At 60.8% G+C, this 22239-nt stretch carries 16 protein-coding genes; 15 read left to right on the top strand and 1 reads right to left on the bottom strand.

What is annotated here, in order from left to right:
- Positions 1-11: 11 nt before the first annotated feature.
- Positions 12-2732 (bottom strand): type VI secretion system ATPase TssH, encoded by a 2721-nt coding sequence (gene tssH / locus PPGU16_RS09425; RefSeq protein ID WP_180719756.1) that lies wholly within the window; start codon positions 2730-2732, stop codon positions 12-14.
- A 579-nt stretch (positions 2733-3311) separates the two neighbouring features.
- On the opposite strand from tssH, the gene PPGU16_RS09420 reads away from it, so the two are divergent.
- The 15 genes from PPGU16_RS09420 to PPGU16_RS09350 all read left to right on the top strand — a co-directional run bounded on the left by PPGU16_RS09420 (position 3312) and on the right by PPGU16_RS09350 (position 22051).
- A complete protein-coding gene (locus tag PPGU16_RS09420; RefSeq protein ID WP_180719755.1) occupies positions 3312-4013 on the top strand; it encodes a TagK domain-containing protein in 702 nt (233 codons plus the stop codon).
- A 20-nt stretch (positions 4014-4033) separates the two neighbouring features.
- Positions 4034-4894, top strand: a complete 861-nt coding sequence (locus PPGU16_RS09415; protein ID WP_243460522.1) for a type VI secretion system accessory protein TagJ — start codon at positions 4034-4036, stop codon at positions 4892-4894.
- On the top strand, positions 4891-5427 hold the full coding sequence (tssE, locus tag PPGU16_RS09410; RefSeq protein ID WP_180719753.1) for a type VI secretion system baseplate subunit TssE: 537 nt from the start codon (positions 4891-4893) through the stop codon (positions 5425-5427). The genes PPGU16_RS09415 and tssE overlap by 4 nt, the downstream gene beginning before the upstream one ends.
- 18 nt (positions 5428-5445) lie before the next feature.
- Positions 5446-7335 carry a type VI secretion system baseplate subunit TssF gene (gene tssF, locus PPGU16_RS09405; RefSeq protein ID WP_180719752.1) on the top strand — a complete coding sequence of 630 codons (1890 nt, stop codon included), beginning with the start codon at positions 5446-5448 and terminating at the stop codon, positions 7333-7335.
- Positions 7335-8447: a type VI secretion system baseplate subunit TssG gene (tssG, locus tag PPGU16_RS09400; protein ID WP_180719751.1), complete on the top strand. Its 1113-nt coding sequence runs from the start codon at positions 7335-7337 to the stop codon at positions 8445-8447. The genes tssF and tssG overlap by 1 nt, the downstream gene beginning before the upstream one ends.
- A complete protein-coding gene (locus tag PPGU16_RS09395; protein ID WP_180722584.1) occupies positions 8440-9558 on the top strand; it encodes a type VI secretion system protein TssA in 1119 nt (372 codons plus the stop codon). The genes tssG and PPGU16_RS09395 overlap by 8 nt, the downstream gene beginning before the upstream one ends.
- Complete coding sequence (locus tag PPGU16_RS09390) at positions 9482-10051, top strand: lysozyme (RefSeq protein WP_434064392.1); 570 nt, start codon at positions 9482-9484, stop codon at positions 10049-10051. Before PPGU16_RS09395 ends, PPGU16_RS09390 begins: the two co-directional genes overlap by 77 nt.
- Positions 10048-10467, top strand: a complete 420-nt coding sequence (locus tag PPGU16_RS09385; protein ID WP_180719749.1) for a lysozyme inhibitor LprI family protein — start codon at positions 10048-10050, stop codon at positions 10465-10467. Before PPGU16_RS09390 ends, PPGU16_RS09385 begins: the two co-directional genes overlap by 4 nt.
- Positions 10468-10597: 130 nt before the next feature.
- Positions 10598-12763 (top strand): type VI secretion system Vgr family protein, encoded by a 2166-nt coding sequence (locus PPGU16_RS09380; protein ID WP_180719748.1) that lies wholly within the window; start codon positions 10598-10600, stop codon positions 12761-12763.
- Between the two features lie 20 nt (positions 12764-12783).
- Positions 12784-13680, top strand: coding sequence for a hypothetical protein (locus PPGU16_RS09375; protein WP_180719747.1), 897 nt, complete (start codon positions 12784-12786; stop codon positions 13678-13680).
- A gap of 9 nt (positions 13681-13689) precedes the next feature.
- Positions 13690-16860, top strand: coding sequence for a T6SS effector BTH_I2691 family protein (locus PPGU16_RS09370; RefSeq protein WP_275944271.1), 3171 nt, complete (start codon positions 13690-13692; stop codon positions 16858-16860).
- Entirely contained in the window at positions 16860-17666 is an 807-nt protein-coding gene (locus PPGU16_RS42640; RefSeq protein ID WP_243460521.1) for a DUF6708 domain-containing protein, read from the top strand. Before PPGU16_RS09370 ends, PPGU16_RS42640 begins: the two co-directional genes overlap by 1 nt.
- Positions 17667-17757: 91 nt before the next feature.
- Entirely contained in the window at positions 17758-18021 is a 264-nt protein-coding gene (locus PPGU16_RS09360; protein ID WP_345961135.1) for a PAAR domain-containing protein, read from the top strand.
- 420 nt (positions 18022-18441) lie between these two features.
- Positions 18442-20682: a type VI secretion system Vgr family protein gene (locus PPGU16_RS09355; protein WP_180719744.1), complete on the top strand. Its 2241-nt coding sequence runs from the start codon at positions 18442-18444 to the stop codon at positions 20680-20682.
- 13 nt (positions 20683-20695) lie between these two features.
- Positions 20696-22051 carry a hypothetical protein gene (locus PPGU16_RS09350; RefSeq protein WP_243460520.1) on the top strand — a complete coding sequence of 452 codons (1356 nt, stop codon included), beginning with the start codon at positions 20696-20698 and terminating at the stop codon, positions 22049-22051.
- Positions 22052-22239: the final 188 nt, after the last annotated feature.

The following is a 22239-nucleotide window of genomic DNA, read 5'->3' as shown; positions in this document are numbered from 1 at the left end:
AGTCGGGAGGGTTATTGGATCTCGCCGACGGGAACAGGAGAGGCGGCGTCTTCCATTGCAGTGCTGTCGACCGCGGCGAACACGATTGCTGTGGACGGAGCGGCATTGCAGTCGGCGACGTCGATATCGATGCGCGACAGCGTGCGCTTCGACGAAAACGCGTCGAGCCAGAGTGCGGAGAGTCTCGGCAGAATGTGCTGTTCGATAAATCCGATCAGCACGCGAGCGCCTGTTTCCCGAACGAGGCAGCGCGCAACGATGTAGTCGACCACGTGCTCGCTGATGTGCAGGACGATGTCGTGACTGTCGGCCATGCGGCGCGCGACGCGGCCAAGATGCAGACGCACGATGCTTGCAAGCGACGCATGCGCGAGCGGCCGGTACGGCACGACGGTCACACGCCCGAGAAATGCCGCGGGAAAGACCTTCAGCAGTTCGGGCGTCAGCGCTTCACGCAGGCCTTCGTGGTCGGGGGCAAGGGCTGCGTCCGCATACAGGGTTGTTGTCAGGTCAGAACCTGCGTTGCTCGTCAACAGGATCGTCGTATTGCGGAAGTCGATGTAGCGGCCATCGCCGTCCTCCATATAGCCTTTATCGAAGACCTGGAAGAACAGCTCGTGCACGTCGTGGTGCGCCTTCTCGATTTCGTCCAGCAGCACGACTGAATACGGGCGGCGCCGCACGGCTTCCGTCAGCACGCCGCCCTCGCCATAGCCGACGTATCCCGGCGGCGCACCCTTGAGGCCAGAGACGGTGTGGGCCTCCTGATACTCGCTCATGTTGATCGTGATCAGGTTCTGTTCGCCGCCATAGAGCGCTTCAGCGAGCGCTAACGCGGTTTCCGTCTTGCCGACACCGGACGGACCCGCGAGCAGGAACACGCCCAAAGGCTTCTTCGGATCGGTAAGGCCGGCGCGCGCTGTCTGGACCCGCTCGCTGATTTGACGCAACGGCTCCGGCTGTCCGATCACGCGAGCCGCAAGGGTTTCCGGCAGCGCCCGCACCGCTGTGATTTCGTCTGTGACCATGCGGCCCACTGGGATTCCAGTCCAGTCGGAGACGATTTTCGCGACGATCGCTTCGTCCACTTCGGGAAATACGAATGGTGTTTCGCCCTGCAAATCGTGAAGGACCTGTTCAAGTTCGGCGAGCATTGCGACGGTCGGCGCGGCGTTGTCGTGCTGTGTGTCGTTCTCTGCGATTGCGGCTTCACGCGCCGCGGCGAGCGCCTTGGCGGCTGAAAGTTGAGCTTGCCAATGCGCGTCGATTGCTTTTGCTTCGGTGGAGAATGCACTGATTCGCGCCTTTGCCGCTGCGAGCGCCTTCTGCGCATCGAGTCCGATGCGTGCCTCCTGTTCGAGCAGGTCGCGTTCGATGATTGCCGCTTGAAGCTTCTGGCGCACGGCCTGCAGTTCGCGGGGCGGCGCATGCTGTGACAGGGCCACGCGCGCGCATGCCGTGTCGAGCAGACTGATGGCCTTGTCGGGCAATTGCCGTGACGGGATATAGCGGTGCGACAGCGCAACGGCGGCTCGGATCGCCTCGTCGCGGACGACGACACCGTGATGGTTGGAGAATGTCTTCGTAAGGCCGCGCACCATGTCGATGGCCGCGGGCTCCTGTGGTTCGGCGATCTGTAGCACCTGGAAGCGCCGCGTGAGGGCACGGTCTTTCTCGATGTGCCGCTTGTATTCGGACCACGTCGTCGCGCCGATCATCCGCATCGTCCCGCGCGCCAGCGCAGGCTTGAGCAGATTCGCGGCGTCGCCCGTTCCCGCCTGTCCGCCTGCACCGACGAGGGTGTGGATTTCGTCGACGAACAGGATGGTGGGCGCCGCCGATTTGATGGTGGCGTCGAGCACCGCTTTCAGGCGCGATTCAAACTCGCCTTTCATGCTCGCGCCGGCAAGCAACGCACCGACATCCAGCGTCATCAGCCGCACGTCGGCCAGTGCGGGAGGCACGTCGCCGCTGGCGATGGCGAGAGCCAGTCCTTCGACCACGGCCGTCTTGCCGACGCCCGCCTCGCCGGTGAGCAGGGGATTGTTTTGCCGGCGACGCAGGAGGATGTCGATGATCGTGCGGATTTCCTGTCCACGGCCCGTCACGACGTCGATCTCGCCGGCGCGGGCCCGTGCCGTCAGATCGGTGCAGTACTGGTCCAGAGGCGTCCCATTCGAACCTGTCGGCAGCGCTTGCGATGCTTCACCGGGCACTGCGGCGGAAAAATCCGTGTTGTCGTAGGGCGAGTCGGACGCTTCGGGTGAACCGTCGATCCAGGCGACCAGTTCGTCAGAAGGTACGTCGACGGGAATCCGTCCAAACGCCGGCGATATGGAAAGCAACACGCGCCGCAATTCCGGGGTTCCGGCGATTGCGGCGACAAACCACGCGCCACGTACGCGCCGATCCGCGAACTCGAGCGTGGCGAGCACCCATGCGCGTTCGATGGCGAGTTCGATGTGATGCGAGAAGTCGCTGATCGAACCGGCGCCAGTCGGCAATGCAGCAAGTGCCCGGGCGAGATCACGTCGCAGCGTGGCGGGATCGATACCCGTATGACGCGCGATGCGATGCAGGTCGCTGTCCGCTAACTGCATCAGTTGATGCAACCAGTGGGCGAGCTCCACGTAAGGGTTGCCGCGCAGTTTGCAAAACGTCGTGGCGGACTCGATGCTGCGGAAGAGGGTGGCCCCGAGTTTTCCGAACAGCGCCTGGCGAGAAATCGTCATGAACTGGTCTTCTATTGAATTTATTAGTATTGCGTATCGAACAGGGCGTTCCTTCCCTCGCAAGGCAAACTTTCGATAGCCTGCCTTGTTTGTGTGATTTCGAAAGAAAAGCCAACCGTTTTATGCCGGTTTTTGAATTATGCGAGTCTCAACTTGAATCAGTCAATGTCGGGATTGGGGGTGGTTTATCTCATATATTATTTGGAGGTTTATTGATATATGGTAAGGAGCAAGTCTGGATGTAGAAGAATTTTTGCTCCATGGTTCATGTATAAATATATGAAAATAAACGGAAAAATGATCGGTAAAAGATCATTTTCAAGAATTTTCAATGTTCTATTGGTGCGTGATTTTTCTTATATGGGTAGGGTGATTCGTACAAGGCGATTCTCATAATCTCTCAAGTCTTTATGGGATTTTAAATTTATCTCGAATTAAAGCTCTAGGTTTGATTTTTGGCTGTCGAAGTTTGTTATGGACATCATATTCCGGTTGTGAGTTAATTCGGTATGCTTATCCTTCGTGGATCAAGTCTCATCGAAAAGCATCCGAAATTGACGCAATGTAATGACATTTCCCATGTACTTCAGCACGATTTTCCGTAAGCCTTCGCCCTCGCGCAGTAGCCGAATAAATGGGCGACGCGCTTCATGGACACGCGATGTCGCCAGCGGGTCGGATTGCGGCGCGTCGCTGGAAAGAGCAGAGGGGAACTCGCCTGGCAGCATCCGGACGGAGCAGTTTTCACCGGGTGCATCGCTCGATAACAACGCGATCCTTGCTCTGTTGGGTGCTTCGGCGGATTCGACGCGCGAGGCGTCAGTTCGAGAACGCAACCAGTCGCCCGGCCACATCGATCGTGCCGATCTCATGGCTGCGCTCAAGAATCAGTATTACCAGGCGCTCGAGTCGCCGCATGCCTTTCCGTCTGCTCCATGGCTGAGCTCGACGCTGCCGCAACAAGACGACGCATGGACGCTGTTCTCTGCGGGGGACGATCGTCGCGACGACATGTCCGCGCCCCTCGGGGATTTGCTATCGGATATCGAGAAAGTGGAAGACGCGTTTGGCCCATTGCGTCGTGGTGCTTCCGATGTCGGGCAGCCCGAGGCGATACCTGAAGTCCTGAGGTTGTTTGCGCCTCCTGAATACCACATGGCGGCGGCGCGCCGTGCCGCGGCGGTACCGCCGACGGTAGCGCGGCGCGACCATCACACGCTCGCCATCGACAGCCCATTGGCTGTGCTGGATCACTCCTCGAATCGCACGAATTCAGAATAGAACGAATGACCGGCCAGCCGATGCAGCACGTTACTTCGGGCGCCATGCGCCACGTTTCGCCCGCTACACAGATTGCACATGTCGAAGCGGAGATTCGCCGTCAGCCAGCGCTGGCCGCACATCGCTGGACACTGTTTCAGTTGCTCTGTATCACGTATGAGTGGCCGCGCGCCGTGCAGCAACTTCAGGTCTACGCCCAACTCGAACTGTCACAGGCGTCCGTCGCGCAGGCGTGTCGCGATCTCGTCCGTGCGGAGTTGTGGCGCGGGAAAGTGATGGCAGGGTTGCAGAAACCCGGTGTGGTGGTCGACGGCGCCAGCGGATGGATGGAAGGTATGCTCGACGCGCTTCGACTTGCCGCTAAAGGCCAACTCGATGCATCGGATGAGGCGCGCGAACGCGCGCTCGAACTTGCGCCGCTCGTCAGCGGTAAGAGCGCCGGGCACACATTCGACTGGATCGGCGACAGCGACTCGCGATTGGGTCCCGTCTGCGAGGTGATGACGGCTGGCCGCTATCGATGGCTTTCGCTCGCAGACATCCGCAGTTGGCGGATCGAACGCCCGACGACGCTGATCGACCTCGTGTGGGCGTCGTGCACGCTCACGCTGAAGGACGGCACTGTCGTGCGTGGATTTATGCCGGCACGCTATCCGATTGCCGCTGATCCGGTGGAGCGCGTTCCAGAAGCGCTCCAGCTGGGCTGCGAAACGATATGGCGTGATGCCGGACGGACAGGTGTGATCGCTTCCGGGCGGAAGACGTGGACGACGAGCGCTGGCGACTTCGATCTGTTCGAACTGGCCGAGTGCGAGTTTGGCGTTGAACAGGTCGACGATAGTGGTGCATATTGCGACGCGGAGAGAGGGCAGGCCCGATGAGTCGCAAACGCTATCTACCCGATCGGACGGCGGCCGCACCGCGCCGGGCGGATGCGCTTCTGATGCCCACGCTGCTCGACAGGCTGCGTGATGATGCGCCTCACCGGCAAATCGAGACGCCGGATGAATATGCCGTCACACGCACGCAGTTGCGCGACATCGTCCAGCGCGATCTGGCGTTTCTGCTGAACGCGACCAGCATCGAAGATCTGATTGACCGCAAGCGCTATCCGCATGCTGCAGCATCGACGATCAATTTCGGTGTGCCGCCGCTCGCCGGCGCATTCGTGGCCTCACATAAGTGGGCAGACCTCGAAGAGACGATCCGGCGAGCAATCCGGGAGTTCGAACCTCGGCTCATTCCCGACTCAGTAAAGGTCGTGCCCTTGACGGAAATGGATAGCAAGGGGCGATACAACCATCTGGCCTTCGAAATCCGGGGAATGATCGACATGAACCCTTATCCGCTGGAGTTCATGGTGCAAAGCTCGCTGGATCTGGAAACGAGCCGCCTGCACGCGAGCACCCGCTGACCAGCACAGGACACATATATGGACCCGCGACTGCTCGACTACTACAACCAGGAACTTCTGTACACGCGCGAACTGGCGGGCGAGTTTGCGCAGATGCATCCAAAGATCGCGCGCCGGCTCGGGATGCAGGCCGGCGAGATGACCGACCCGTATGTCGAGCGGCTGATCGAGTCGTTCAGCTTCATGGCCGCGCGCATGCAACTCAAGCTCGATGCGGAGTTTCCCCGTTTCACGGGGCGACTGCTCGAGGTGATCTATCCGAACTACGTTGCGCCCACGCCGTCGATGGCGGTCGCGCGGTTTTTTCCGAGCCCGAAGGAAGGCAATCTCGTCGAGGGGTTTTCTGTGCCGCGTGGCACGGCACTGAAAAGCCGCACGCCACCGGGCGAGAAAACGGCTTGCGAATTCCGCACCAGCCAGGACGTCACGCTGTACCCGCTGGAGATTACCGAGGCGCGGCTTACGGGGATTCCACCCGATATACCCATGCTCGACCGCTATGTGCCGCCTCATACGCATGTACGCGGCGCATTGCGTTTGCGCCTGCGGTGCACGGGTGAGGCCAACATCTGCGATCTGCAGGGGTTGGATCGGTTGCCCATTTATCTCGCCGGGGATGAGCAGGTCGCGTCGCACCTTTTCGAATTGCTTCACGCAGCGGGTGTCGCGTCGATCACGGGCGAGCCCGGTTCGTTCGGCGAGGTCGAGCGCCCCTTCGGTGCCGTCGTGCAAAACGCGGTCGTGCACGAAGGCCTCGGCACCGGGCAGGGTCTGCTGCCACTCGTCTGGTCGAAATTCCATGGGCACAATCTGCTTCACGAATACTTCGCGTGCCCGAGCCGCTTTTATTTCTTCACGTTGACGGGATTGCGGGAGGGGTTGAAAAAGACCAAAGGGCGCGAAGCCGAGATCGTGGTGCTCCTCGATCAGTCGCCGGAGCGGCTGGCCGGACTTGTCGACGCATCGCGGTTCGCGCTGTTCTGCGCGCCGGTGATCAACCTGTTTGCGCGCAAGATCGAGCGTATCGAACTGAACGAGGCCAGCACCGAGTTCCATCTCGTTCCGAAGCGTCTCGCGCCGCTCGATTACGAAGTGTATGCGGTCGATTCGCTGACCGGGCAGGTCGGCAAGGAATCAGCGGAACTCGATTTCCGGCCGCTCTATCAGACGCTGAACAACGATGAAGGCAATCACGGACGTTACTTCTCGCTTCGCCGCGAACGTCGTCTGATGTCGGACTCGGCACGCCGCTACGGCACGCGCACGCCATATATCGGGACCGAGGCCTTTGTCTCGCTGGTCGACCAGCATGAAGCGCCGTATCACGAAGGGATGCGCTACCTGTCCGTGGACGCCTGGCTGACCAATCGGGATCTACCCAACCTGTTGCCTCGCGATGGTGTCAATGATCTGAAAGCCAGCGATTCCGTGCCCGTGGTGAGCGTTGGCCTGATCCGCGCGCCCAGCACGCCGCGAGCGCCGTTCGCAGAGCGGGAGAACGCGTGGCGGCTCATCCGCCAGCTGAATTTCAACTACCTGCCGCTCGAAGATATGGATCACCGTCCTGGCGGGCGAGGCATACGCGACATGCTGCGCCTGTTCCTGACGGGTGACGATACGAGCCCACAGCGGCAGGTGGAAAGCCTCGTCGGTGTCAAGACGCGGCCGGTCGCGAGAAAGTTGCCCGGCGGCGGGCCGCTGGTGTTCGGCCGGGGCATTGAATGCCAGTTGACCGTCGACGAGTCCGGCTTTTCCGGCGTGAGTCCCTACCTGTTCGGGCTCATTCTCGAACACTATCTGGCGCGGCACGTGTCGATCAACTCGTTCACGCAGACCGAGCTTCACTCGATGCAACGCGGCAGCCTGATGCGCTGGCCGGTTCGCATGGGCACGCGCGGAGTGGCGTGATGAAGCGGGCACCGTTCACATCGATGCTGCGCGAGGCGGCGCTATCGACGGACACTATCGAACTGCTGCGGACCCGGCCGTGGGTGTACGGTTATCTGTCGCTGATGCGGCGCATCGGCGCTGATTGCCGCATCGATCCTGTCGGTACGGCGCTGCGTCCCGGTGCCGAGCCGTTCCGGCTGGGTCAGAAGCCGAGCCTGGCATTTGCGCCACGCGAGATCGCGAGCGTGGGCGAACTGGATGGGCGTCTGCACGTCCGCCTGTTCGGGCTCGGCATGCTGGGGCCGAACGGGCCGCTGCCTATCCACATGACGGAGATTGCTCGAGAGCGTGAGGAAAGCCGCCGCGATCAGACGCTGGTCGATTTTCTGGACATCTTCCACCATCGCTATCTGACGCTGCTTTACCGAGCCTGGGCTGCTGCACAGGCAACGGTCGGGCTCGATCGTGCGGGGCCGGACAGTGAACGCTTTTCGTTCTACGTCGCGAGCCTGACTGGTCAGGATACGAAAGAAATTGCGCAGCGAGCCTTGCCTGCCCACGCACAACTGGCTGCGTCGGCACATCTCGTTCGCGAAGCACGCAATCCCGATGGCTTGCGCATGACGCTCGCGCGCTATTTCGGCGTGCCGGTGGCGATCGACGAATATGTCTTCCATTGGATCGACGTGGCGCCGGAGGATCACAGCTATATGGGCAAGCCTGGCTCTGCCGCCACGATGGGCGATGGAGCGATGCTCGGCGAGCAGGTGCCCGACCGTCAGCATCGCTTCCGGATCGTTATCGGTCCGCTCGATATCGACGAATACCTGCGCTTCACGCCACGTGGAGCGGAACTGCCGCGGCTCGTCGACTGGGTGCGCAGCTTCATCAGCCGTGAATTCGAATGGGAGCTGGAATTGCGTATCCGCGCCCAAAGCGCACCGCCCGCCGTGATGGGCGGTCCTCAGCAGCTCGGCTGGTCAGGGTGGCTCGGTCGTTCGCCTGGCGGCGAGCCGATTACCGGCATGCGCTTCGAGCCCGAACGCTACGTCGATCAGTTCGTCGATCAGTCCGTGGATGCGGCTGGCGTGCGTCGCATCACCCCGCAACTGGAAGGACAGTATGAGTAGCAGCAAGAAGCAGGGAGCCTCGAAGGCATCAGTTGCCAAGGTTGCGGCGCCATTGCCACACGACTGGATGTCGCCTGTCGACCCCGGCGCGCCGTGCGGAGTCGACCTTGAGTACGATCCCGAATTCGTCGTGCTTTCGGCACAAATGGCCGCGAAGATGGATGCGCAGTATGGCGACTTCGTCGGCACGCCGGAACCGGTGAACTGGAGCGAAGTCGATCGCGATTGCCGGCGCCTGATGATGCGCAGCAAGGACATGCGCCTGGCCATTCCATTCGCGCGTTGCCGCACGAGGCTTGCGGGATCCGCCGGACTGGCAGAGGGCCTGGGATTGCTGGCCGCGTGGCTTGCGGCTTTTCCCGACGCGATTCAACCGCAGCCAGGCATGGATGACGATCAGGATGCGGTGCTTGAGATTCGAATGAATGCGCTTCAGGCGCTGACCGATACCGATGGTCTGCTTTCCGACGTGCGTGAGATCGCGTTGACGCGTTCGACCGCGGCGCGCCTGCAGGTGCGGGACGTCGAGCGCGCGTTTGCGCACCCGCGTCCGGGTGATGCGCTCGCGCCTGAATCGGTCAGACGACAGCTCGACGATCTGCGAATTCAGCAACCGGACATGCTGGCGGGATTCGACGAAGCGCTCGCAAGCATCGGTTCGATCGAGAGGTGGTGCAAAGAGCACTTGGGCGTCTACCAGCCGGACTTTTCTGCGTTGACACGGTTGCTGCAACGAGTCGTTGGCGATGGTCCGCGGCACCCTGCGTCGCCATTTGCCTCTGCGGTCGATGAAATGACGCCGGCCGATCCGGCAATCGCCGAAACCAAGAATGAAGATGCGATAACCAGACCTGTGGACCTCGCTGAACGCGCCGTTGCTGAACCGGTCGCGCCGCGCATCACTGCCGCTTCGCACAGTCGCGAGGCCGCGCTGGAGCGCATTCGCGAAGCGCGTCACTGGTTCGAACTGAACGAGCCGAGCAGTCCCATACCCGTACTTCTGCGGCGAGCCGAGCAGTTCGTCGGCAAGCGGTATGCGGAAGTCGTCAAGGCGATACCGTCCGAGTTGCTTGCGCAATGGGCGACCGAGGAGGAAAACCAAGGTGCCTAACGAAACCAAACAGATGAGTGCAGCAGGGCTGAGCGCGTTAAGGGCTCGCGAGGGTGCCGTCCTTCATTACTACAACGACATAGCGAACAACTGCACATTTGGCGTGGGTGGCCTGGCGCATCATGGCCCGTGTACGGACGATGAAATGCGTCGACCCGTCAGCGTCGCAGACGTCAACGCGCAACTGGCGGTGAGCGTGCGCAGCGCCGAGGTCGCCGTCCGCCGGCAGGTGCAGCGTCGCGAATTGACGCAAGATCAGTTCGATGCGCTGGTGAGTTATGCGTACAACACCGGGCCGTCGGGGGCACGTCCGGTTCTCGCCGCAGCTAACGCAGGACAGGACGCCGATGTCGTCGCCCATATGAGCCGGAACGTGAATGTGCATCCGCGAGACGTGCATGGCCGTCGACTGCAACCCGTACGGTCGGCAGGGTTGGTCAACCGTCGCCGGGAAGAGGCGGCGCCTTTTCGGACAGCGGCGGACGCGCAATGAAGTTCGCCATTCTTTTCCTGGGCGGCCTCGTGTGCACGTCGCTTCACGCAGCGACCGTCAATCCCATCGACGAGATCGCCGGCCGCAGCGGATTACCGGCGAGCGAGGTCGCTGCGCTAGTGGCGAACTGCGACGCCAGTCAGGCCAGCATGAACTTCTGCGCATGGCGCGATCAGGTCGTTGCCGAGCAGAATCTGCATCTCGCTGTGTCGCGTAAGGAGGCGGATTCGCCGGCGTGCAAGGTTCGCCTCGAAGAGCAGGTTTCGAAGTGGACGAGCCAGCGCGATAGCGCATGCAAGCGTCAAAGCGAACGCGAGTGGGGAAAGGGCTCCATGCGTCAAACGGCACAAACGATCTGCATGAGCAAGGAAACGGAACGACTTGTTGGAAAGGTGGACGCCTTTCATTGTCGCTAATCGAGGCGATGGTCTGGAAACCTGCAATCTGATTGCGGTTCCCCGCGGTTACGGATAACGCGGGAACCGACGTGCAGGCGAAGGGGAGTTCGTCATCAGACGGTCGAAGAAATATGGAGTGTCTTTAGTCATGCTAACGTTTGTAAAGAGCCGGACCATAACGATGAGCGGTCCTGCGTTGCCCGTATCGCCACTGGGAGAACCGGCGCTCGAACTGACGGGCGTAGCGGGCGAGGAAGCGCTGTCGGCGATCTACGCGTACACGTTGTCGTGCCGCACGCCGCTGGAGATGCCGGAGTCGGAGGCCGCCAACCTCGATCTGAAGCAGATGATCGGCAAGGAGCTGACGGTCACGATCCAGCTCGAAGGGATGGGTACCTTCATTGCGGGCATGCAGGGGATGGCGGGTGCGTCCAACATCGGCGCGGGCACGCGCGAGATCAGCGGCATCGTGACGGAAGCGCGCTATGTGAGCCAGTCTGACCGGCAGAGCAACTACGAGCTCGCGCTCAGGCCGTGGATCTGGCTGGCCGACCAGACGTCGGACTACCGCATATTCCAGCGCAAGACGGTGGTGGAGATCATCGAGGACGTGTTCGGCAAGTACATGTACTCGTACGACCTGCGGCTGAGCGGTTCGTATCCCGTGCTCGACTATCAGGTGCAGTATGGGGAAACGGATTTTTACTTTATCCAGCGGCTGATGGCCGAGCACGGCATCTACTGGTTCTTCGAGCATTCGGGCACGTTTCACCGGATGGTGCTCGTCGATCACCTCGGCGCGCACAGGCCGGTCGAGAGCACTGCCTACCAGACGCTGTGGTATTACCCGCCGGGTCACAGGATCGATCAGGAATACATCGACGCGTTCGATATGAGCGGTGCGCTGCAGTCGGGTCGCTGGACAACGAACGATTACGACTTCAAGAAGCCGATGGCCGGGTTGATCGCGCAGAACGAACTGCCGCAGGAGACGGCGCATAACGATTTCGAGCGCTACGAGTGGCCGGGGGATTACACGGAACGGGAGCATGGTGAACAGTTCGCGCGGCTGCGGATGGAAGAAGTGCGTGCGCATGGTGAGCGCGCCTCGGGCAGCGGCCAGGTGCGCGACGTGGTGTGCGGCACGACGTTCCGGCTGGAGGGCTATCCGCATCGGCCGGCAAACCGGGAATACCTGGTGATCAGCGCGTGGTTCTCGGCCACGGAGATCGGTGCGGCGAGCGGTTCGGGCGAATACACGATCAGCAGTGCGTTCGTGGTGCAACCGGCAACGACGGTGTTTCGTCCATCGCGTACGCGCTATCCGAAGCCGCGCACGAGCGGGCCGCAGACGGCGATCGTCACCGGCCCGGCGGGCCAGGAAATCTGGACGGACCAGTATGGCCGTGTGAAGCTGGGTTTCCATTGGGACCGCTCGGGGGTGAAAGACCAGAATGCGTCGTGCTGGATACGCGTGTCGTATCCGTGGGCGGGCGGTGGATTCGGTGGGGTCAATATTCCGCGCGTGGGCACGGAAGTGATCGTGGACTTCGAGAACGGCGACCCCGACCGACCGATCGTGGTCGGGCGGTTGTACAACGCTGCGACGATGCCGCCGTGGGATCTGCCGGGCAATGCGACGCAGAGTGGACTGCTGTCACGCTCGCTGAAGGGTGGTGCAGGTAACGCGAATGCGATCCGCTTCGAGGACAAGAAAGGCGCGGAGGAAGTATGGATTCACGCGGAGAAAGACCTGCGCGTGGAAGTGGAGAACGACGAGTCCCACGCGGTCGAGCATGACCGGATAAAGACTATCGAAAATGACGAGACCACGATCATCGGCCGTGACCGTATCGAGACGGTGGGCAACAACGAGCAGGTCGATATCAACGAAAACCGTCGCCACAAGATCGGACGCAACGCGTTTCTCGCCGTGGGCCGCAACTACGCGAGCCAGATTGACAAGGATCGCATCGACGAAGTCGGTAATAACCGGCACGAAAAGACGGGTGCGAATTACTTTGCAGAGACGAGCGGCAACGTCGAGCAGACGGTGCAGGGGCATCACAAGTTGCAGGCCAGTCAGCGCATCGAGCAGAAAACACGAGTTTTCGAGGTCGACGCGGCAGAGACCATGGTAATCAGAGGCCCCGGAGGCACGATCACGATCGACGCGACGGGTGTCGTGATCGAGGCGGCCTCGATTCGCCTGAAGGGGGCGGTTTCGCAATCCAGTGGAAGCGGTAATTCTCTCAGTCTGAACGGTGCGTCGGCGATTGGAGGACTGATCAATTGCTCGGAGCGTGTGCGATGAGCAAGACGTTCGCCCGTGAGATGCTGATCGGCGCGCACGATCGGGCTGAATACTTCTATCTGTTGGTCGATCCGCTTGCCGGATATGACGAATACGCAAGGATTGGCGTACCGCGCCTTCAGGAGTCGCTGGGCGAAGAGGTGATGACGGTGGTCGCGCGCGCGGATCTGGCGCATGAGCCCAACTCGTGCCCACGCCTCGTCGCGTTGTCTGCGCCGGGCATGCCACCGAATGTGGAACTCGTCGACGCATCGATTCGTCACTCGGAGCAGGAAGCGGGATATGACCGGCGCTACGTCTGCGGGTGGCTGAGCAGCGCAGAGCATCCGTACTCGCTCGCTGCATATATCGAGCAGCAATGCGTTGTTGAAACCAGGCGCGGCAGCCAGTTCATACCGTTCTTCGAGCCCATGCGTCTCGAGTTGCTTTCTGCGACCTCCACCGCGGATGCGAACGTGCTCCGAGGGCCGGTAAGGGACTGGCTCTATCCCAATGCGAGCGGAGTGATTACCCGTCTGCCGCAGGCAAGGGCCGACGCGCAACGCATTTCGGAAGCCGGCCTGACGGTGCAGGTCGGGGCGCCTTGGGTGGTGCGCCTTCTGGCGGCATGGCGCGCCGCTCAGGCGGATGAACTTGCCTATACCCCGGCGCGATGGCGCGGGCCGAGCCTTTTGCCACCCGACGCAGCTTCACGGGCGTACGGGCAACTGCTGGATGCAGGCGATCTTGGATTGACTGATTTCGAGGATCAGCTCGTATTTGCACTGCACCGGCTGTTCATCCATCCCCGACTTGATGCGTATCCACAAGTGCGTAGTGCAATTGCACGCGCAGCCGCTGGCGAGGCGTCTCTTGCAAGTCAGTTCGAAACAGTCAGCGACGCCATGTGGGCCCAGATCGTCGCGACGTTGTCGTAAGGAACACCTGTGGCCGATTCTAAGAAACTCAACCAGAGCGCGCAGCAGACTGCGCAATGCCAGCCGGGAACGTGCAAGGCGTGTGGTCGAACCGGTATTCCCGTGCTGCCGCTACGGTATGCACCGACACCCGCCATCGGTGCGAAGTACAACCGGGGCACGGAAGCGCAGTTCCGGGACAACAATGTGCGTGTGCTACGCCAGGGCTATGTGTATGCGCTGCTGGACCGCAAGGTATGGCAGGCATATCAGGTGACGCCCGAAGGCGCGTTGCGGCAGTTCGATCCGTTGCAGCCGCCAGCGGGTCCGGTCCAGTCCCTGTCCAAGGCCTGCATCAGCGAAGGCCACGATGTAGCTGCATCGTTCATCAACATCGACAGCCGCCATTCGGTGGTGCAGATCGCGTTCGCGAATGATGCGTGGCCGAAGAAGGTGTTGGACGACTACCGCGCCGGCAAGGCTCCGATGACGCGCTTTTCGACATACAACATCGGGCAGTTCAAGACAGATCCTTCGGCGGCGGGCGTCGCGAAGACGGACGTGGTGATGGCGCTGACCGACACGCTGCAACTGGCGAAGCAGGTATGGGAGTACGCGCCAGGCACGCAGGATTTCGACAGCGTGCACGCCTTTTATTCGCGGGCACGCCGGCTCGGTGCGATGCAGGCGTTCGTTACGGCGGGAATCGCGAAGTACCAGTTGAAACACGGTGTGCCCGTCGTGCTGCTACCCGATCCGATCGGCACGGTGCAGGAGTACAACTCGCTGCGCAACCTGTCCGTGCAGGAGCGCGCGGCCTGGGCGTCCGACCCGATGCGCCGGTATCAGTACTTCACCTCGCGGGCGCTGCTCGGGCTGAAGGGGCAGGAGGCGAAGATGGCTGCGCAGCAGGCGGCATCGACGGTCAAGGCAGAGGCCGAACGTGTTCAGCGCTGGAACGAGAACCCATATCTCGCAGCCAAGGCACCTTTGCCATCGGTGGACGTCAAGGACGCTACCGCGCGGGAGACCGCGAGCGTCACGAAGGACATGCACGGTCGGCTCGAAAAACGTTACAACGAAGGGGCGCGCAAGAAGTTTCAGGACGAGTATGACAGGACGATGGCTTCGTACCAGAAGCGCATTGATGGGTTCGGAAAGAGCTGGGCGCAGTGGTGTGAATCGTCCAGCTGGCTGGAGGTGTGTGAACACGACTACGACGGCGATAACGTGAAGTCGGGTTCAGGCTGCGCATACACCCACATGATGTCGTTGTGCCTGGCAGGCGGGTCGAGCGAGGTGCCTGAGCCGATCGATCCGAAAAAGAAGGACCAGACTCCACCGCTGACGGGGCCGACGCGGATTCTGTGGAACAAATGGCTTAACGATAAAAACAGCCCGCCGTATAAGGCGTTGCTTGCGAAGAACACCAACTTCCTCGCGGGGCTGGCGCCGAGCTTCGATGACCAGAACAAGCTGAGTCTGAACGACTCGAGCAAGCTATACGAAGCGCTCAAGGCGGTGCTGACAAGTAACGACGCCGGCGAGGCGTATATGCAGCCGGCATTGCGGCAGTCGGTGGGCGTGCTCGTGATGGCGGTGAACAGTGCCGTCGGCAGTCTTCATGCTCACGTTGGCGATGGGGTGAAGCACGCGCAGAAGCATCTGAACATGGGTGTGGCGTGGCTTTACCAGCGCCAGCACGTGACGCGCGTCACCGTCCAGCTGACGGTGTCGGAGTACGTTCAGCTGCTGAGCGATCAGTTGCACGAGGGGATGGCACAGTCCGGCAGGAAGGTACGCGCGCTGATTCTCGGCGGCATGATTTCGTTGCCCAATGCCGCGGTGAGGAACCGGACGATCACCGTCACGCTGTGGGCGCTGGAGAGCGCGGAGTCGGTAAAGAAGCGGCTGCTGCAGGTGCAGGGCAGCGCATCGCAGGAAATGTACACCGCGTTCGGCCGGCTGGTGGTGGGCGTGGAGACGCTGGAACCGGGAGCGATCAGGGTATTGAAGGGTATCGAGATGGGCTCGCGCACGGCATACCAGTTCGCCAGCGGGACGGTGAGGAATCTGCGGCTGGCGGCTGGGGGCAAGGATGCGCTGCTGGCGTACCTGTCGCTATACGGACAGTGGGATAGTCTGCAGACCAATATCGCTACATTGAAGACGACCGTCGGGGCGGCCTATACGGAGACGTTGATCGGGGTATGGTCGGCGTCGGTGGGGGTGCTGGGATCGACGGTGGAACTGACGGGCGTGGCCACCCAGGTGCTGGCAAAGAGTGCGCAGCCACTGGCGACAGGAGCGGCGGCGGCTGGCGCGCTGGAGCGCGCGGTGGCGGTTGGTGAGTTCTTGGCGAAGCGCGCGGGTGTGATTGCGGCGGCGTCGAGTTTTGTGGATGCGTCGCAGGATGCGTTTATGGCGGGGCGGGCGTTTGGGCAGGGGGATGGAAGTGCCATGTATGCATACAGCGGTGCCGCCGTGCTTTCGCTCGGTGCTGGAATATTCGGCGTAGCAGGGGCAATGGCGCCAGAAGCGATGCTTTTTGGCCCGCTCGGCGTGGCCCTAATTCTCGGTCTCGCTGCGTACGGAGTTGTGCAATGGGCCAAAAGCGCTGAGTCGACACCAATGGAGATGTGGGCGCGCCGCTGCTACTTTGGCGATCACAAGGGCGGGTCGGTTGCATGGACCGGTGTGAAAGATGCGGACGAGGCCATTGCGGCGCTCAACGCAGTGTTGCTGGGGATGAGTGTGGACCTGGGCTTCGAAGCTTCACTGCGGCCAATGACGGGTATGGCGGCGCTGGCTGCGGATGGAATGGCATTCGATCTTGGACATACGCTGACCTACCGCATTGTGCTTCCGGACTACAACCCGGCGACATCAGCGTACGCATTTACTCTTGGCGTGACCCGACATGGAGGCGGAACCCAGGTGCTGGTGGCACGACAGGAGCACACATCGGCGCTGGGCAGTTCGCAACCGGCTCCGAAAGGCAAGGCAGATTACGACACTGCGACGCTTTCGCCCGCGGTATTTACGAAGGACGCGCCTCAGGTGATCAGCGGCGCGATTGTTCTCAACAGCGGGGAGGAAGGCGGCAATGACATTGAGATTGCGTCGGTGCATGTGAAGTACTACCCGGACCGGATGGATGAATACGGTTTTGCGGAACTAACAGTTCAGGAGAGTCTGTGATGGCGGACATGCAGCCGCTGCTGAATCCCCCGGCACAAGGATGGGAACGTGATTTACCCGGGCCGAACGATCGGCCTCATGCGACACCCGGACTGTTCTCAAACGTGCCAAACCACGTCGACAATATTTTTGTGGAGCTATCACGCGCCTATCTCGATTTTCGCGGTCTTCTCGTTTGGATAGCTCCTCTCATGTTCCTGGCCCCTTTTGGAATGATCTGGCTTGCATTCCTAACGTTTGACGACGCCAATCCGATGCCACTCGGTCTTCTTCTGCTAACTGCTTTTGTCTTGATGATTGGAGTTTGGGGAGGGAGTGTCGGAGTACGAATGGACATATCTCCACCCCGCGACTTACCGCTTCGCTTCAATCGAGCACGTCGCAAGGTCTACGCCTACGAGTTCAAGGCAATCTGGTGGAACCCCTTTGTGCGCTGGCCGGTGTGGACAGTCTCATACGACTGGGACGATATCCGTGCCGAAGCGTGGCGTCAGCGTGGCGCGACAGCGAACGGTGGCTATATCGTCAAGGCGGGTGTGGTGCTCTCGGTCGTCAAACCCGGCACGAACGAAGTGATCGACCGGTTCCAGCTTGGCGCTAAAGCTGGAGGCGAAGCGGCATGGGCTTACGTCTGCACCTATATGCAACAGGGTCCGCAGGCATTGCCGCCATCGAAGCGGAAGCCACGCGACTGGAACAACGAACCGACGATGAATCTGGCACGCCTGCTGGCGCCGAAAGTGAAATGGCCTGAAGCGATGGATGTCGAGTCGAGGACTGCGTCATCACTGGATCACGTCACCTGAGCGTTGCTCCCCGATTCTCCACGCCTGCGACACGTGCCTGATATCCCGATGGATCATGCAGATTTCGCGGCACCATGCAAATTAAGTAGAGATGCCAATGCGTCATATCGTTCTTCTCGGTCATCGTCATCAATGTCCTGAACACGGAGAAGGTGCTGTAACTAGTGCCTCGACCGGCTTGCTCGTCAATGGCAGAGTCGCGGCGGGTGTTGGGGACACGATCAGTTGCGGGGCGGTCATCGTGAGTGGCGCGCCGTCCGTCGCATTCAGCGGCAGGAGCGTCGCGCGCGTAGGCGATATAACGAGCCACGGCGGCGTGTTAATCGAAGGCGATGAAGGATTCGGTCTGGAATGAGGCGAAAAGCCTGAATTCGTATCCATCGACTGTGAGCCAGGGTCGACTCGTCGTCGCACACAGAAGTCGTATTGCGTATGTAGTCCCCGTGCAAACCTGAGCAGAGTGAAGTCAATGAACGTTATCTGGATTTCATCAAATTTTGTCGACGCTATTGCATAGGTTAGGTTTTCGCCGTTAAGTAAATTAGGTTGTTCGTATAACGGACTGTTTGATCGGTTTGGCATCGTATCGATTGTCTGTCAGAACCGATTTTCCGATGGGTAGCAGGATTGAGACAAGGTCAGGAAATATCTGCCGTCTCTTACTGACGCTGTCGGGTTTTGTCCGAACTTGACGGTCCTACTTTCAGTAGATGCGCCAAAAATATCGTCCATCATATTGGTGTGAGTGCAAGAAATGTCGTGAGGAAATTTAGTCATGCTTATATTGTATGAGGGCCGCACTCTCACGATGAGCGGTCCCGCGTTGCCCATATCGCCACTGGGAGAACCGGCGCTCGAACTGACGGGCGTAGCGGGCGAGGAAGCGTTGTCGGCGATCTACGCGTACACGTTGTCGTGCCGCACGCCGCTGGAGATGCCGGAGTCGGAGGCCGCCAACCTCGATCTGAAACAGATGATCGGCAAGGAGCTGACGGTCACGATCCAGCTCGAAGGGATGGGCACCTTCGTTGCGGGCATGCAGGGGATGGCGGGTGCGTCCAACATCGGCGCGGGCACGCGCGAGATCAGCGGCATCGTGACGGAAGCACGCTATGTGAGCCAGTCCGACCGGCAGAGCAACTACGAGCTCGCGCTCAGGCCGTGGATCTGGCTGGCCGACCAGACGTCGGACTACCGCATATTCCAGCGCAAGACGGTGGTGGAGATCATCGAGGACGTGTTCGGCAAGTACATGTACTCGTACGACCTGCGGCTGAGCGGTTCGTATCCCGTGCTCGACTATCAGGTGCAGTATGGGGAAACGGATTTTTACTTTATCCAGCGGCTGATGGCCGAGCACGGCATCTACTGGTTCTTCGAGCATTCGGGCACGTTTCACCGGATGGTGCTCGTCGATCACCTCGGCGCGCACAGGCCGGTCGAGAGCACTGCCTACCAGACGCTGTGGTATTACCCGCCGGGTCACAGGATCGATCAGGAATACATCGACGCGTTCGATATGAGCGGTGCGCTGCAGTCGGGTCGCTGGACAACGAACGATTACGACTTCAAGAAGCCGATGGCCGGGTTGATCGCGCAGAACGAACTGCCGCAGGAGACGGCGCATAACGATTTCGAGCGCTACGAGTGGCCGGGGGATTACACGGAACGGGAGCATGGTGAACAGTTCGCGCGGCTGCGGATGGAAGAAGTGCGTGCGCATGGTGAGCGCGCCTCGGGCAGCGGCCAGGTGCGCGACGTGGTGTGCGGCACGACGTTCCGGCTGGAGGGCTATCCGCATCGGCCGGCAAACCGGGAATACCTGGTGATCAGCGCGTGGTTCTCGGCCACGGAGATCGGTGCGGCGAGCGGTTCGGGCGAATACACGATCAGCAGTGCGTTCGTGGTGCAACCGGCAACGACGGTGTTTCGTCCATCGCGTACGCGCTATCCGAAGCCGCGCACGAGCGGGCCGCAGACGGCGATCGTCACCGGCCCGGCGGGCCAGGAAATCTGGACGGACCAGTATGGCCGTGTGAAGCTGGGTTTCCATTGGGACCGCTCGGGGGTGAAAGACCAGAATGCGTCGTGCTGGATACGCGTGTCGTATCCGTGGGCGGGCGGTGGATTCGGTGGGGTCAATATTCCGCGCGTGGGCACGGAAGTGATCGTGGACTTCGAGAACGGCGACCCCGACCGACCGATCGTGGTCGGGCGGTTGTACAACGCTGCGACGATGCCGCCGTGGGATCTGCCGGGCAATGCGACGCAGAGTGGACTGCTGTCACGCTCGCTGAAGGGTGGTGCAGGTAACGCGAATGCGATCCGCTTCGAGGACAAGCCAGGCTCCGAGGAACTGTGGCTGCAAGCCGAAAAGGACATGCGCACCGAAGTCGAGAACGATGAATCGCACTCGGTCATGGCAAACCGCACCAAGTCGGTAGGTGGCAACGAAACCACGAGCGTGGCCGGAACCCGAACTGAAACGGTGACAGGCAACGAGACCATCACGCTTAATGCAAACCGCGAGCGCTCAGTCAAGCTGAACGACACCGTCGAAGTCGGCGCAGATCAGAAGACCACGATCACGGGCAAACAGCGCTACGAAGTCAAATCAGATCGGGACCGCATTGTCGGCGGCAACGACACGCTAAAGGTCACGGGTTTCCGGGAAGAGGAAATCGCACAGACGAGCACGGAAACGGTTCATCTGGCGAAGACTTCGAATCTGCTGACCACTCACACCGTGAAGGTAACGGGACACCAGTTAATTCAGGTAGGTAGCGGGCAGGAAGTGCACGTCACCGGCGATGTCGTATTGACCTCCACGACGAAGATCAGCCTCGTATGCGGCAACTCGCAGATCGTCATGGACGCTGCCGGCAACATCAATATCACGGGCGTGAATGTCACGTCGACGGGCTCGTCGACTCACGCCGTAAACGGTTCGACCGTGACGAGCAGCGCGACGGGCGAGCATACGGTCCAGGGGGCCGTCCTCAAACTGAACCCCTGAAGGCGACTGATCGATGCAGAACTGGCAACCGACAAATCCGGTCGAGCGTCGCCTGATGGCTGCTCACGAAGACTGGCTGCGCTTCGCAAAGGACCAGCACGCTCGCCTGCTTTACTGGCGCACCGATGCGGCCGACCTTGAACTTGTCAAAGCGTATTTTCAGAGTCAGGAAGAACTGTCTTGCGCTGTTATTCGTCTGGTGTCCCCGTTCGAGGGCGCCGCGCAATACGCGGACGCACTGGCGCAGGAACTCGCCCGTTTCTATGAAAACCGCAGAGAGGGTTCCGCAGCACGCGGCGTGACGGCGGACTGGACGCCGCCACTGCGCGGCAGTGAGACATCGACGCAGTATCTGCTGATGCTGACAGGAAGTCTGATAGCTCATCATCCGGACATTTTCCCCGGCGTCGTGTTGATACTCGCGCCGGGGATCGTGTCGAAGAACCGGGAGTTCGAGCGCTGGCTCGACCTGTTGCTAGACGACATGAGTCAGCAGGCTTGGGGTTCCGATCGAATCCGGATCGTGCAGTACGGTGCGGCGACGGATCCGCTTGCATGGTTGCAAGGACGCCAGCCTGATCGCGTCCGCGTGATTCATGGGCGGTATCAGATGCGGTCGGTGTCGCGCGAGTTGGTTGCTCAATCTGGCGAGCGTGGTCCTTCGGGACAGTTCAGACGACTGTTTGTCGAACTGTCCGAGGCACTGGCGCACGATGATCCCAAGCGACTCGAAAGTCTGCGCCGTGCAGCACTGGAAGTGACGGCCGGTCAAAAATGGCCTGATCAAAGCGCTGTTGTTCATCTGCTCGCGGGCGCCGCTTATCTGAAATGGCAATCTCATGACGAGGCGTTGGCTGCTTACGAAGAGGCCACGCAGCGTGGTCAGCAGGCATTGGAGCAAGGGCATGCAGCGGGGAACAAGCTGATCGTAAACGGTCTGTTTGGCGAAGCGAGTGTGCATCTTATACGTGGCCGGTACATGGATGCCGTTCGGTGCTATGACGTGGCCGCTTCGCATGCAGCGGCGGAGCGGGACGGCATTCTTGCAGTCGAAGCCCGGCGCATGCAGGGCTGGTGCCTCGAGAAGGCAGGCCGTCACCAAGAGGCACTCGACGCGGGTTTCACGGCGCTGGACGCGGGGCACTGGATCGAGCCTGCATTGCGTGCGAACAGCAATCTGCAACGGGTGACGGCGTGGATGCTCAACCAGACCGGCTTCTTCGAGAAGTCACATAAGCGGCGCGAGGAACTTGTTCCTCGCCTGAAGCACCTATACGGCGACAACTGGGCCGAGGCCATCAAGCCTCTGGCGGCGCAGGATGTTTCGCGGCAACTTGTCGATGACGCCGGTGACGGGGAGGCGTCGTGACAATGCTTGCAGCGACGCACCTCACGCCCGTCGTGGGTATCGATGTACACGAGGTGACCATTCCGCCGTCACCGGCGCCAATTCCCATTCCACATCCGCACGTGGGTTTCGTGCTGGATTTACAGGAATACATCAGTGCGGCAAAAGCGGTAATCGGCAGCATCGTGTTCAGCTTCGTCGAAGAACAG

It is taken from the genome of Paraburkholderia largidicola (assembly GCF_013426895.1).
Taxonomy (GTDB): Bacteria; Pseudomonadota; Gammaproteobacteria; order Burkholderiales; family Burkholderiaceae; genus Paraburkholderia; species Paraburkholderia largidicola.
This window is presented reverse-complemented; position numbering and strand designations above follow the sequence as displayed.

Coding starts and splice junctions, on each gene's coding strand:
- PPGU16_RS09385 (WP_180719749.1), top strand. CDS start 10,048: ATGAAGTTCGCCATTCTTTTCCTGGGCGGCCTCGTGTGCACGTCGCTT.
- PPGU16_RS09395 (WP_180722584.1), top strand. CDS start 8,440: ATGAGTAGCAGCAAGAAGCAGGGAGCCTCGAAGGCATCAGTTGCCAAG.
- PPGU16_RS09360 (WP_345961135.1), top strand. CDS start 17,758: ATGCCAATGCGTCATATCGTTCTTCTCGGTCATCGTCATCAATGTCCT.
- tssE (WP_180719753.1), top strand. CDS start 4,891: ATGAGTCGCAAACGCTATCTACCCGATCGGACGGCGGCCGCACCGCGC.
- PPGU16_RS09390 (WP_434064392.1), top strand. CDS start 9,482: ATGCGGAAGTCGTCAAGGCGATACCGTCCGAGTTGCTTGCGCAATGGG.
- PPGU16_RS09380 (WP_180719748.1), top strand. CDS start 10,598: ATGCTAACGTTTGTAAAGAGCCGGACCATAACGATGAGCGGTCCTGCG.
- PPGU16_RS09375 (WP_180719747.1), top strand. CDS start 12,784: ATGCTGATCGGCGCGCACGATCGGGCTGAATACTTCTATCTGTTGGTC.
- PPGU16_RS09415 (WP_243460522.1), top strand. CDS start 4,034: ATGCAGCACGTTACTTCGGGCGCCATGCGCCACGTTTCGCCCGCTACA.
- PPGU16_RS09420 (WP_180719755.1), top strand. CDS start 3,312: ATGTACTTCAGCACGATTTTCCGTAAGCCTTCGCCCTCGCGCAGTAGC.
- PPGU16_RS09355 (WP_180719744.1), top strand. CDS start 18,442: ATGCTTATATTGTATGAGGGCCGCACTCTCACGATGAGCGGTCCCGCG.
- tssF (WP_180719752.1), top strand. CDS start 5,446: ATGGACCCGCGACTGCTCGACTACTACAACCAGGAACTTCTGTACACG.
- tssG (WP_180719751.1), top strand. CDS start 7,335: ATGAAGCGGGCACCGTTCACATCGATGCTGCGCGAGGCGGCGCTATCG.
- PPGU16_RS42640 (WP_243460521.1), top strand. CDS start 16,860: ATGGCGGACATGCAGCCGCTGCTGAATCCCCCGGCACAAGGATGGGAA.
- PPGU16_RS09350 (WP_243460520.1), top strand. CDS start 20,696: ATGCAGAACTGGCAACCGACAAATCCGGTCGAGCGTCGCCTGATGGCT.
- tssH (WP_180719756.1), bottom strand. CDS start 2,732: ATGACGATTTCTCGCCAGGCGCTGTTCGGAAAACTCGGGGCCACCCTC.